At 35.0% G+C, this 14209-nt stretch carries 7 protein-coding genes, 2 tRNA genes and 2 rRNA genes; 1 reads left to right on the top strand and 10 read right to left on the bottom strand.

All coding sequences use genetic code 11. The annotated features are described in order from the left end of the window. Positions 1 to 150: 150 nt before the first annotated feature. Positions 151 to 999, top strand: coding sequence for a YitT family protein (locus TVTCOM_RS04665; protein ID WP_434798682.1), 849 nt, complete (start codon positions 151 to 153; stop codon positions 997 to 999). 49 nt (positions 1000 to 1048) lie between these two features. On the opposite strand, the gene TVTCOM_RS04660 is transcribed toward TVTCOM_RS04665, so the two are convergent. The 10 genes from TVTCOM_RS04660 to TVTCOM_RS04615 all read right to left on the bottom strand — a co-directional run bounded on the left by TVTCOM_RS04660 (position 1049) and on the right by TVTCOM_RS04615 (position 14187). Beyond that, positions 1049 to 1720, bottom strand: a complete 672-nt coding sequence (locus TVTCOM_RS04660; protein ID WP_434798681.1) for a DUF1638 domain-containing protein — start codon at positions 1718 to 1720, stop codon at positions 1049 to 1051. 22 nt (positions 1721 to 1742) lie between these two features. Further along, positions 1743 to 3578, bottom strand: a complete 1836-nt coding sequence (locus TVTCOM_RS04655; RefSeq protein ID WP_434798680.1) for an ASKHA domain-containing protein — start codon at positions 3576 to 3578, stop codon at positions 1743 to 1745. A 199-nt stretch (positions 3579 to 3777) separates the two neighbouring features. After that, on the bottom strand, positions 3778 to 4596 hold the full coding sequence (locus tag TVTCOM_RS04650; protein WP_434798679.1) for a histidinol-phosphatase HisJ family protein: 819 nt from the start codon (positions 4594 to 4596) through the stop codon (positions 3778 to 3780). Positions 4597 to 4861: 265 nt separating this feature from the next. Further along, the gene (locus tag TVTCOM_RS04645) at positions 4862 to 6319 is read right to left on the bottom strand and encodes an aminoacyl-histidine dipeptidase (RefSeq protein ID WP_434798678.1); all 1458 of its coding nucleotides are present in this window, start codon (positions 6317 to 6319) and stop codon (positions 4862 to 4864) included. Between the two features lie 121 nt (positions 6320 to 6440). After that, a complete protein-coding gene (locus TVTCOM_RS04640; RefSeq protein WP_434798677.1) occupies positions 6441 to 7853 on the bottom strand; it encodes a YfcC family protein in 1413 nt (470 codons plus the stop codon). A gap of 244 nt (positions 7854 to 8097) precedes the next feature. Next, positions 8098 to 8172: transfer RNA gene (locus tag TVTCOM_RS04635), tRNA-Thr, on the bottom strand. A gap of 77 nt (positions 8173 to 8249) precedes the next feature. Next, positions 8250 to 11150 (bottom strand): 23S ribosomal RNA (locus tag TVTCOM_RS04630). A 195-nt stretch (positions 11151 to 11345) separates the two neighbouring features. Further along, a tRNA-Ala gene (locus TVTCOM_RS04625) sits at positions 11346 to 11421 on the bottom strand. A gap of 93 nt (positions 11422 to 11514) precedes the next feature. Next, positions 11515 to 13018: ribosomal RNA gene (locus TVTCOM_RS04620) — 16S ribosomal RNA — on the bottom strand. Together the 16S and 23S rRNA genes with 2 tRNA genes alongside form the textbook arrangement of a ribosomal RNA operon. A 275-nt stretch (positions 13019 to 13293) precedes the next feature. Continuing rightward, positions 13294 to 14187, bottom strand: a complete 894-nt coding sequence (locus tag TVTCOM_RS04615) for a DUF4846 domain-containing protein (RefSeq protein WP_434798676.1) — start codon at positions 14185 to 14187, stop codon at positions 13294 to 13296. Positions 14188 to 14209 lie beyond the last annotated feature (22 nt).

Below are 14209 nucleotides of genomic sequence, written 5' to 3'. Positions count from 1 at the left end.
ATCCCCCCATTTATTTTGATATAATTTATTATTCAAAATCATGGTGAAATAGAACTCTATGAAAAAGAATGAAATTTATTACTTATTTTTAGTGATTATGGTTAAACTTATAAAAAATGCTTTTTTTATTAATTGAAAGGTGTAATTAAAATGAAATCATTGTTTAAATTTAATGAAATAATTATCTTAGTGGTAGGCTGTTTATTTATGGCTATTTCCATAAACATGTTCTTAAATCCTCACAATATTGCACCAGGAGGACTTACGGGTGTGGCAATTATTATTAATACCTTAACTGGATTGCCAATTTGGTTAATAAATATAGTTTTTGATATACCTTTATTTCTATTTGCTTTTAGAATTCTTGGTAAAAAAGATGCCTCTAAAACACTACTTGGCATATTATTTCTTACGGCTTCATTGAAAGTAACTGAGAATCTAGGAAATATTAATGTGACTAATGATGTACTTTTGTCTTCCATTTCTGGTGGTATTATACTTGGAATAGCCTTGGGACTTATTTTTAGAATAAACGGAAGTACTGGTGGTACTGATTTAATAGGACTTTTGGCAAATAAGACTTTTCCTTCCCTTAGCGTTGCCACACTTATGGGTTTTGCCGATGGATGCATTGTAATTTTATCAGGTGTTGTTAGTAGAAATATAGAAATTGCCCTTTATTCTGCTATAGCTCTATACATAATAGTAAAAGCTAGTGATGTAGTGGTAGAAGGTATTAATACATCATCATCTTTTATGATAATTTCTGATAAATATGTGGAAATTGGTAATGCTATCAGAGATGAACTGGAAAGAGGTGCAACCATATTAAAAGGCCAAGGGTTGTATACTGGAAATGATAAAAACTTACTTCTTGTTGTAGTTTCTAAAAAGGAAGTAGTAATCTTAAAGAAACTTGTTAAAAATATAGATCCAAATTCATTTATCATTGTAAGTGATATTTTTGAAGCTCTTGGTGAAGGGTTTAAATCCATATAAAATTTAATAAAGATAGTATGCATTGGAGATATACATACTATCTTTTTATCTATTCAAAATCTTTACTATTTATTTTTTGCCCTGGGCCCTTCACTATAAATTCTTCATCAAACACACCTAACAAGGCTTTTTCCATTATTGACAAATCACCCTCTACAATTTCATAAGATAAATCAAGATCATCACACAAAGATTGAATTTTATCCATTATATCTTCCACATCATAAGCCTTTGTATTTATAATCCTTATGTATTCATAGTTATCCATCATCATTCTGTACATGTTTATTGCTTTTTTATCTCCATACTTTTCTTTCATTTTTATAATCTCATGATACAAACTATTATCATTTTCTATATATCTTTTAGTAAAAAAATAAGTTCTTTCACTTTTTTTTAATTTTTTTCTTTTCTCATCTCCACCTAAATATAAAGATATACAGTCACTTACTTTTGGCAAAATTAGTTTAGAGTAATCTGATTTAAGTTCTAAGGTTGCATTTCCACATTGTCCATATAATAAAGTTATAGTTTCATATTCTTTATTTTCATCTATTATTTCTTGTAACTTTAAATTTAATTTTTCTGGACTATTATGATATTTTGAGTCCATATATATTATTTGTGGAATATATTTTATATTATTATTTTTAGTTATTTTTTCACAAAGCATGGTAACTTCATCTTTTAAATTTTCACATATTATAATTAAATTTTTCAAAGTACTCTCTCCTTCATATATTTTATAGCATTAGAGAATCTGTAAAAATTTTATTGAAATCCTTATGATTAGCCAACTCCACATGCTTTATATTGTTAGTCAGTTCCTTCATATTATCAAACGTATCCTTATGCAGAAGAATTTGAATAGCTCCACTTCCTGCTGCATTTCCTATTATTTGAACTTTTTCATTTTCAATATTTGGTATCATTTTTATTTTTTTTATGTTATTAATGTCTAAGTTACTTCCAAAAGCTCCTGCTATAAGTATTTTATCTAATTTTTCTATCTGTCCTTCTAACATAAGTAGTTCTATTCCCGTTCTTACTGCTGCTTTGGCTAGTTGTAAATTAGCTATATCTTCTTGAACAATACTAACTTTTTTACTATTTTTATTATTAGATAGTACAATTTCATAGGATTTTTCTTCTTTATTTATTCTTGCTTTGATTTTTTGTGATACATAATCTCCTAGTTTTTCTGGTTTAACTATCCTTCCTTGTGGAAGAATTATATTTTTTTGGACTAAATGACTTATTAAATTTATATATCCACTACCACAAATACCCACAGGATTTTCTTTATTTTCTATTGTTTTTATATTAATATCATTTTCTAAATCTATTTCACAGGAATATATTGCCCCCTCGCTGGCCCTCATTCCATATTTCATGTTGGCTCCTTCAAAGGCTGGACCGGCTGCAGTGGAGCAAACTAAAATTTCTTCATTAGTTTTTAATGCTAGCTCACAGTTTGTTCCAATATCTATAAGCAATATATTTCCCTTCATATTTTTCATATCACTACTTATTATTGCTCCTAAAGTGTCAGAGCCCACATATCCACCTATATTAGGAAGTAATATAAATCTAGTGTTTTCGTCTAAACTATGAAGATTTAGTAAATTCACTCTTCCTATAACTTTATCTGAAAATACTGAATTAAAGGGTGCTCTTGCTATTCCATTTACACTTGCTCCCATAAGGAAATGGCTCATAGTTGTATTTCCAACCATACTAACAATACTTATATCTTCCTTATCTACTTTATTGTAAACAATAAGTTTTTCTATTATTTTATTAATAGTTATTGATATTTCATTTTGAACTTCTTCTTTATTTTTTTTATTTTCTGTTGAGTAATTTATTCTAGATATTACATCTGCTCCGTATTTCTTTTGCTCATTAAGATTTGATTTAGTGTCTATAATTTCTCCATTAACTAAATTTATAAGATATGCTGCTACAGTAGTTGTCCCAATGTCTATGGCAATACCATAGTTTTGATTTTCATGATTATTTCCTTGTATTTTAACTATTTCATCATTTAAAATAGTTACTGTTACTTTATAGTCATTTTCTAGTAAAATTTCTTGTAAATTCCCAATCAAGTTTATATCAAGTTTATAATTCCTATTATTTTTTGTCTTCAAATAATCTAATATTCTTTTCATATCACTTCTTTGATCTTTTAGTGAAGGCAAAGGCAATTCTAAATATATTTTTTCTACTATGGTGTTTATTTTTTTATTACTTTTTATAATTTTACCTTTTTCAACTATATCCTTATTTTTATCAATAATTTCTATACTTATATCTCCAAGTATACTTCTTTCACAAGCCAGTACTATTTTTTCATTTATTTCTTTTTCACTTAATAATTTTTTTTCATTGTCTGTTATATTACTAATTTTACCTTCGAGTACTTTAATTTTGCATTTTCCACATTTTCCTTTTCCACCACAAGTTGATTCTACTGATATATTGTTTTCATTTAACGCATCTATTAACTTACTACCCTCTTCAACTTTTATATTATAATTATCTGGTAAAACCTTTAAATTAATTTTTTCCCCCATAGATTTTCCCCTACCTTATAAATTTTACTATCTAACTTTATTCTATATCATTAGATATAAATTCACAATTTCAATATAATATATGTTAATAAACTTATAAATCAAAACAGAGCTTGTAATTTATCAAAATCAGATAATTTACAAGCTCTGTTATATACTTCAAAAATATAGTTACTATTGTGATAATTGTATAAGTTCATTATGCCACTGTTCCTTCTCTAGTTTTTTCAATACTAATATACACAGGAGTTCTTTCTTTGAACATACAAACATATCTGTAATCTAAAAACTCTAGCATATCATAAGCCTTATAAAAATCCTTACAAAGGTCCTTTGCTTGGTGTGAATCTGAACCAACTGTAATAATTTCTCCGCCCAGCTCTTTATATCTTTGAAGAATATTTTGATTAGGATGCATTGCTTCCAAGTTGTATCTTATACCAGATGTGTTTATCTCTATACCTTTTCCACTTTCAATAATTGTCTTCAACAAAGTATCTAGTACGTCTTTATAATCATTATAAATTACCTTATTATTTTCATAGTTTCCATATCTTACAATATAATCTAAATGTCCATAAGTATCAAAGTTCTTAAATTCACTTACTGTTTCTAAAATACTTGTAAAATACTTTCTATAGGCTTCTTCTTTACTGTATCCCTCAAAGAACTTAGGATCAGGCACATTAATTTTATCTACTGTATGAGTTGAACACAATACAAAATCAAAAGCATATTTATTTATTATATTATTTATTTCATCTTTTAAATGATTTTGGTAACCTACTTCTATCCCTTTATAAAGATTAATATAATTTTTGTACTTCCATTGGAACTCTTCAATAGCTTTACAGTATTTTTCAAAATCAATACTAAATTTATCTGTATTGTACTCCATATGATCAGTAAAAGTTAAATGAACCACTCCCATATCCATAGCCTTTTTTATTATTTTTTCCATAGAATCCTTACCATCTCTTGAAAAAGTTGTGTGCACATGATTGTCTAACATATTCATTAATATCAGTCTCCTTTATATTTTTTGTTACAATAAATATCTTTTAATATGAATTTTCCATCTTAATAAGATTATTGTATACACTTATATAATATATATTTTTTATAAGACTTACATTAAGATGAGGTAAAGACTTTGTTATAAATATGTAAAATTCGCTTCGCTCATGTCGCCAACGATGTGCCTTCGCTACCGCTTCAGGCAAATCCGTTGCTCAAAATTCGTTGCTCAAAAAGAAGCGCCAACTTAAGTTGACGCTTTTTAATTATTTTATATTTTTTAATATAGCAACAAGATATTTCCAAGTTCTTTCTGTGGATAATATATCTAAATGCTCATTTGGTGTATGAACATCAAATAAATTTGGTCCTATTGATATTGCTTGTGCTCCTTTTATTGCATCTAGTAATAATCCACATTCTAATCCTGCATGTATTGCTACTATTTCAGGTTTTTTACCCATTAATTCTTCATATGCATCTACACAAATTTTCTCTAAGTTTGAGTTTTTTGCATATTCCCACTCTGGGTAATCATCCATTAAATCTAATTTAACTCCTAATTTATTACATAATAAAGTCATTCTATTATTTAAATCTTCTTTTAAACTTTTTACTGAACTTCTAGTAGCAAATTCAAATACAAAGTTTTCTTCTTTGTTAGAGATAACACCTAAGTTAGTAGAACTTTCAACAAGTCCTTTAATATCCATACTCATTGTTTGGATACCTCTTGGCATTAAATTAATTAACTCAATTATATTTTCTTTGCATTTATCATTTAAAACTTTATCATATACTTTTTCACATTTTTCAAATTCTATTGTTACATCTGGATCTGAAGTTTTATATTCATTTTTGAATACTTGCAAAGTATTGTTTATCTCTTTTTCTAAGTTACCTTCATCATTGCTATTTACAAGTATTATAGATTCTGCCTCACGAGGAATAGCATTATTTTTAAGTCCACCTTCAACAGATACTAAATCAAATTCTATATTGCAAACATTTGAAATATGATTTAAAAGTCTACCCATTAATACATTAGAGTTAGCTCTTTGCTTGTCTATTTCCATTCCTGAGTGTCCCCCAAGAAGACCTTTTATATCTATTTTATAAGCTGATTTTTTATTTTCAACTGCCTTATATTCTTTCTCAACTGTTACTACTGCAGTAACACCACCTGCACAACTTACAGTTATTGTTCCTTCTTCTTCTGAGTCAAGATTTATTATATATTGACCTTTAAATAATTCCCCCTGTATGTTCATTGCACCATTCATAGTTTCTTCTTCATCTGCTGTAAAAATAATTTCTAAAGCTGGATGTTCTATATCATCTGATGCAAGTAAAGCAAGACCCATGGCTACTGCTATTCCATTGTCTGCACCTAAAGTTGTGTCTGTAGCATATAAGCAATCTCCATCTACTCTTAATTCTATTGGATCTTTTGTGAAATCATGTTCTTTTCCTTTATTTTTTTCACAAACCATGTCCATATGTCCTTGAATTATAACAGTAGGAGCATTTTCGTAGGATTTAGTAGCTTGCTTTTTAATTAAAACATTTAAATTTTCATCTTGTACTACTTCCAACCCTAATTTTTTTCCTTCATTCGCTAAATAATCACTAATTCCTTGTTCATTTCCTGAACCTCTAGGTATTTTTGATATTTCTGCAAAATAATTAAATACTAATTCTGGTTGTAAATTTCCTATTTCCATTTTAATTCTCCTTTCAATTAAAAAGATTTAAAGAGAAAACATTTACGTTTTCTCTTTATGTTTATAATTTTTAAATTTATATTATGTAATTCTTTTAAATTTTTCTACTATCAATTCTTTATTATACTAACATCATAGCTAAGCATAAGATTATTGATGATGATATAAATATTGCAACTAAAACTTTACTTACAAACTTAACCCATGTAGCATAATCTACTTTTGCTATAGCCAAAGCTCCCATTATTACACCACTTGTTGGTGTTACTAAGTTAACTAATCCACTACCTGCACTGAATATAGATATTATTACTTCAGATTTGAATCCTAAAGATATTGCTAATGGTCCAAATATAGGCATTGATAAACCAGCTAAACCAGAAGTTGATGGTATAAAGAATGATAACACCATATATATTAAGAATGCTGCTATTGTAAATACTATAGGTGACATTCCATTTAACATTGATGATGCTGAACTTAATACATAATTATCTAATCCAGTCGTGCTCATAATTACTGATATACCTTTAGATACACCTATAACTAATGCAACTCCAACCATATCAGCTGCTCCATCCATAAATGCTCCTATAATATTTTTTTCATTCATTCTGTAAACTATACCTATAACAATTGACATTATTACAAACCACATACCTAGTTCAGAGAACCACCAATTCCCTAGTGATGATCCTGTTAAGAATGATGTATTTGCAAATATTGTTACTCCAAATTCTTCCCAAGGAATTACTGCTGCTACCATTACTATAAATGTTAAAGCAAATAATCCAAGAACTATTTTTCTCTTAGTAGTAAATTCAACTACTTCTTCACTTGTATCATTTCCTACAAATGCCTCATGTGCTTCTTTTATTTCTCTTTCTGATAATAATGAAGCATTTTTATCTTTTTGAACTTTCTTTGCATAAGCCATAACAAAGTAGATAGATATTAATAATGATGATACCCATAATGCCACACCAGTTCCTATAACTATTACCTGGTTAACTTCTATACCTACTCCATTTAATGCTCCTATACTAGTTGAAACTAAGAATGGGTTTACAGTAGAACCTAAAACTCCACAACCTGCTCCAAGTATAATAGTTCCTGCTGAAACTAATGGGTCAAACCCTGCTACTATCATAGTTGTTGTAACTAATGCAACAAATGCTATAGTTTCCTCAGCCATACCAAAACTAGTTCCTCCTAAAGAGAATATTAACATAAGTACTGGTATTAATATTAATTCTTTACCATTTAATTTTGTAACAACAGACCCTATCCCTGCATCTAGTGCTCCTGTTTTTGCTGTTACTCCTAAAAAACCTCCTATTAATAAAACAAATATTGCTATATCAATAGCCTCGTTTAAACCGTTTATCGGTGCCATAACTAAATCTGAAAATTTAGCCGCTGTAACTCCAGGTATAAATTGTGTTGCTAAAGCTATAAGTGCTGTAATAATTAATAACACAGTATAAGCTGATGGCAATGTAAACGATTTCTTCTTTTTTGTTGATGCATCCATTTTTAAATCTCCTTTGATGTCCTCTTTCAACAAACATTTTATTTTTTTAATTAAGTTGTTTCTATTTGTATCATGTTTTGTTGAATATTTTTTATTTCATGTAAATAATACCATATTTCGTCAAAAATTTAACTAGAAATTTTTTCCATTTTCTTCCAAAATTAATCTAAAAATTATTAATTTTCATAAAATTTGTGTTTTTGTTTTCACGCAAAAAAAACTAGGCTATTGCCTAGTTTATTATTGGAGCTGGTGATAGGAATCGAACCTACAACCTGCTGATTACAAGTCAGCTGCTCTACCGTTGAGCCACACCAGCTAATCAAGTTATTGTTATACTAATTAGTTAATTAGTACTTTCAAAACTGCTAACATTTAATGTTTCCATTATATTTATTGGTCAAGTCCTCGACCTATTAGTATCAGTAAGCTACATATGTTACCACACTTCCACCTCTGACCTATCAACCATGTAGTCTTCATGGGGTCTTAACCTTACGGTGGGAAATCTTATCTTGAAGTAGGCTTCGCGCTTAGATGCTTTCAGCGCTTATCCTTTCCGTACTTAGCTACCCAGCTATGCCCTTGGCAGGACAACTGGTACACCAGCGGTACGTCCATCCCGGTCCTCTCGTACTAAGGACAGGTCTCCTCAAATTTCCTACGCCTGCGACGGATAGGGACCGAACTGTCTCACGACGTTCTGAACCCAGCTCGCGTACCACTTTAATGGGCGAACAGCCCAACCCTTGGGACCTACTACAGCCCCAGGATGTGATGAGCCGACATCGAGGTGCCAAACCTCCCCGTCGATGTGGACTCTTGGGGGAGATCAGCCTGTTATCCCCAGGGTAGCTTTTATCCGTTGAGCGATGGCCCTTCCATGCGGTACCACCGGATCACTAAGTCCGACTTTCGTCCTTGCTCGACCTGTATGTCTTGCAATCAAGCTCTCTTCTGCCTTTACACTCTTCGTACGATTTCCGACCGTACTGAGAGAACCTTTGAGCGCCTCCGTTACTTTTTAGGAGGCGACCGCCCCAGTCAAACTGTCCACCTGACAGTGTCCCACTACCTGATTCAAGGCAGCTGGTTAGAATCCCAGTACTACAAGGGTGGTATCCCAAGGATGGCTCCACACAGACTGACGTCCATGCTTCATAGCCTCCCACCTATCCTGTACATGTAGCACCGAGACTCAATGTCAAGCTACAGTAAAGCTCCATGGGGTCTTTCCGTCCTGTCGCAGGTAACCGGCATCTTCACCGGTATTACAATTTCACCCAGTCTGTTGTTGAGACAGTGCCCAAATCGTTACGCCTTTCGTGCGGGTCGGAACTTACCCGACAAGGAATTTCGCTACCTTAGGACCGTTATAGTTACGGCCGCCGTTTACTGGGGCTTAAGTTCACTGCTTCGGTTGTCCTAACAGATCCCCTTAACCTTCCAGCACCGGGCAGGCGTCAGCTCCTATACATCGTCTTGCGACTTAGCAGAAACCTATGTTTTTGGTAAACAGTCGCTTGGGCCTATTCTCTGCGGCCATGTTTCCATGGCACCCCTTCTCCCTAAGTTACGGGGTCATTTTGCCGAGTTCCTTAACAACAGTTCTCTGGCTGGCCTTAGGATACTCTCCTCACCCACCTGTGTCGGTTTGCGGTACAGGCACCTTTAACCTCGATAGAGACTTTTCTCGACAGTGTGAAATCAGCTACTTCGCTACTAAATTTCGCTCCGCATCGTACCCCAGCATTATTCTAACGGATTTGCCTATTAGAACTGCCTCAATACTTGCCCGTACATAACCAACAGTACGGTTAGCTTATCCTTCTGTGTCATCCCATTTCTCAAACGGTTATTGGTGGTACAGGAATATCAACCTGTTGTCCATCACCTACGCCTTTCGGCCTCGGCTTAGGTCCTGACTAACCCAGGGCGGACGAACCTTCCCCTGGAAACCTTGGGTTTACGGCCTGTGGGATTCTCACCCACATCTCGCTACTCATGCCAACATTCTCACTTCTATACAGTCCACATCTCCTTACGGTAATGCTTCAATCCGTATAGAAAGCTCTCCTACCCATCATAAATGATGCCGTAGCTTCGGTAGTACGTTTTAGCCCCGGAAATTTTCGGCGCAGGATCACTCGACCAGTGAGCTATTACGCACTCTTTAAATGAGTGGCTGCTTCTAAGCCAACATCCTGGTTGTCTGTGCAATCCCACATCCTTTACCACTTAACGTACATTTAGGGACCTTAGCTGACGATCTGGGCTGTTGCCCTTTTGACTATGAATCTTATCACCCACAGTCTGACTCCCAAGTATAAGAATACGGCATTCGGAGTTTGATAGTCTTCGGTAAGTGCAATACCCCCTAGGACATTCAGTGCTCTACCTCCGCTTCTCTAAACCTTGAGGCTAGCCCTAAAGCTATTTCGGAGAGAACCAGCTATCTCCGGGCTCGATTGGAATTTCACCGCTATCCACAGGTCATCCCCGAGCTTTTCAACGCTCGTGGGTTCGGTCCTCCACGAAATTTTACTTTCGCTTCAACCTGCCCATGGATAGGTCGCCCGGTTTCGGGTCTACGTCAACTAACTAAACGCCCAGTTAAGACTCGCTTTCGCTACGGCTCCACACCTTAAGTGCTTAACCTTGCTAGGTAACGTAACTCGTTGGCCCGTTCTACAAAAAGTACGCAGTCACACAAGTAATGTGCTCCTACAGCTTGTAAGTGTAGGGTTTCAGGTTCTATTTCACTCCCCTCCCGGGGTTCTTTTCACCTTTCCCTCACGGTACTATACGCTATCGGTCACTAGGTAGTATTTAGGCTTGGAGGATGGTCCCTCCTGCTTCCCACAGGGTTTCACGTGTCCCGTGGTACTCTGGATCATATCTAGAGTCTTATTCTTTAAACTACGTGGCTTTTACACTTTATAGCGGAGCTTTCCAACTCTCTTCGTCTTGAATAAGTGATTCTGTTATGATATGTCCGCAACCCCAACAAAGAAAACTTTATTGGTTTGGCCTGTTCCGCGTTCGCTCGCCGCTACTTACGGAATCGAATTTCTTTCTCTTCCTCCGGGTACTTAGATGTTTCAGTTCCCCGGGTTCCCCTGGCATGACTATGTATTCATCATACCATACTTAGACATTACTCTAAGTGAGTTTCCTCATTCGGAAATCTTGGGATCAAAGTTTACGTGCAACTCCCCCAAGCTTATCGCAGCTTATCGCGTCCTTCATCGGCTCCTAGTGCCAAGGCATTCGCCCTACACCCTTAATAACTTGACCAGTTATCAAAGTTTGATATTTTTAAAAGTTATCTTCTTTATATGATATATTTTTTAAGAAGTTTATCTTCTTCTTTTATAATGTCATATCACTAAATGTTATGCAGTTTTCAAAGTACTATTTTTTATTTTAAGCTATTTTATGAAAATTATTTATATAATTTTTCCCTTATAATATAAAATTGCATAAAAATAATGGTGGAGATGAGGAGGATCGAACTCCTGACCCCTTGCGTGCAAGGCAAGTGCTCTCCCAGCTGAGCTACACCCCCATAAAAAATACATTAGAGATTAAAAACCGCCAATGTATTTAGATGAGAAAGTAAAAAACCCTCAAAATTAAACAGTAGGTTAATTCTCCCTAGAAAGGAGGTGATCCAGCCGCACCTTCCGATACGGCTACCTTGTTACGACTTCACCCCAGTTATTGATTTCACCTTCGACACTCGCTTCCCAAAGGGTTAGCTAAGTGGCTTCGGGCGCCCCCAACTTCCGTGGTGTGACGGGCGGTGTGTACAAGACCCGGGAACGCATTCACCGCAGCATTCTGATCTGCGATTACTAGTAACTCCAGCTTCATGTAGGCGAGTTTCAGCCTACAATCCGAACTGAGAATGGCTTTAAGGGATTAGCTCGGCCTCACGACTTGGCTGCCCTCTGTACCACCCATTGTAGCACGTGTGTAGCCCTAAGCATAAGGGGCATGATGATTTGACGTCATCCCCACCTTCCTCCAGGTTATCCCTGGCAGTCCCTCTAGAGTGCCCAACTTAATGCTGGCAACTAAAGGCAAGGGTTGCGCTCGTTGCGGGACTTAACCCAACATCTCACGACACGAGCTGACGACAACCATGCACCACCTGTCACTTCTGTCCCCGAAGGGAAAAATGCGATTAGGCATCGGTCAAAAGGATGTCAAGCTTAGGTAAGGTTCTTCGCGTTGCTTCGAATTAAACCACATGCTCCGCTACTTGTGCGGGTCCCCGTCAATTCCTTTGAGTTTCACTCTTGCGAGCGTACTCCCCAGGCGGAGTACTTAATGCGTTAGCTGCGGCACCGAGGGGGGTAACCCCCGACACCTAGTACTCATCGTTTACGGCGTGGACTACCAGGGTATCTAATCCTGTTTGCTCCCCACGCTTTCGTGCCTCAGTGTCAGTTACAGTCCAGAAAGCCGCCTTCGCTACTGGTGTTCCTCCTAATATCTACGCATTTCACCGCTACACTAGGAATTCCACTTTCCTCTCCTGCACTCAAGTTTCCCAGTTTCAAGAGCTTACTACGGTTGAGCCGTAGCCTTTCACTCCTGACTTAAGAAACCACCTACGCACCCTTTACGCCCAGTAAATCCGGATAACGCTAGCCCCCTACGTATTACCGCGGCTGCTGGCACGTAGTTAGCCGGGGCTTCCTCCTCAAGTACCGTCATTATCTTCCTTGAGGACAGAGTTTTACGACCCGAAGGCCTTCATCACTCACGCGGCGTTGCTGCATCAGGCTTTCGCCCATTGTGCAATATTCCCCACTGCTGCCTCCCGTAGGAGTTTGGACCGTGTCTCAGTTCCAATGTGGCCGATCACCCTCTCAGGTCGGCTACTGATCGTCGCCTTGGTAAGCCGTTACCTTACCAACTAGCTAATCAGACGCGGGTCCATCTCATACCGCCGGAGCTTTGATAAGAAATCCATGTGAATCTCTTATATCATCCTGTATTAGCATACCTTTCGGTATGTTATCCATGTGTATGAGGCAGGTTACCCACGCGTTACTCACCCGTCCGCCGCTCTTCTCCGAAGAGAATCGCTCGACTTGCATGTGTTAGGCACGCCGCCAGCGTTCATCCTGAGCCAGGATCAAACTCTCAAATAAAAGTTGTCCAATTGCTCAGCTAATCATTATCTGAATATCTGGCTTGGTTTGTTTGTTGTTTCAGTTTAATTCTTTAAAGAATTAATTTATTGTTAACCTACTGTTTAATTTTCAAAGTTCTTTGCTTGTTTCAACTCTTTTATTTTAACAAAACTAAATTTTTATGTCAACACCTTTTTTTATATTTTATTTTCGGTGTTTCCCTCTCATTGAGGACATGTATAACTATATCATCATAATAAATATTGGTCAATACTTTTTTTATTTTTTATTTTTTAATAATCCAATCGTCTAAAGCATTCTTTTTCAAAAGTATATCCAGGAGTTTTAAATGGATATTTAATATCAGACACATAATACCAAGGATTGTTGTCTCCCCTATTGCTTTTTAATATATGAAATTCTTGAGCAGGCATGTATCCTTGAGCCAATAAAAATGCTTTTTCTCCCTTATTATTTTCACAAATATCAACAACTATTACAACATGTCCTGGACTTCCACCAGTAATAAAAATATCCCCTATTTGCATTTCATCCAATTTAATTTTTTTCGATTCTTCTTCCACAGATAAAGTACTTGCATAAGCAAAAACCATATTAAGATAACTCTCAAATGATTCTTTAGAATCGTTAAATTCACTTGTTTTTACCCATGATGAGCTATTTCCATTAGTCTTAACTCTGTATCCATTTCTCCATTTTTCATAATCACATAAGAAACCATCTACAAAGTGAAATTTGATTTTATCAAACTGTTTGTGTTCATAAAAATACTCCGCATATACCCTAATTACAGAATCAGCGCATTGCTGTAAATCCCTATCTCCAAGATACATATCAAACACAGCCGTATGAGCACTTTGATTAGCCTTTTCTTTGCCATTATAAAGTAATACAGGTGAACCATCTTTTTTTAATGGATATTGACGTAAAAATTCTCCCATACTGTTTTTATCACATGAAGTTCTTGTAAATCCTTGTGGAGTATTAATTCTGCTTTCTAAAGTTTTACCATCTTTATTAATATAATTGTAAGTTGATGTATCTTTACTAGATGTTTTATTTTCTTTTATTTGACTTGTTTCTGTTTGTTTATATATGTTTTTCCACAATAAAGATAAACCAATTAATAATATTACTAATAAAACAATTCGTACTGATTTTTTCATAAATACCTCCTTGTTATTGTAA

This window comes from Terrisporobacter vanillatitrophus (assembly GCF_051148895.1).
Classification (GTDB): Bacteria; Bacillota; Clostridia; order Peptostreptococcales; family Peptostreptococcaceae; genus Terrisporobacter; species Terrisporobacter vanillatitrophus.
Note: the sequence above shows the minus strand (reverse complement) of the source record. Positions and strands in the feature narration are given on the sequence as shown.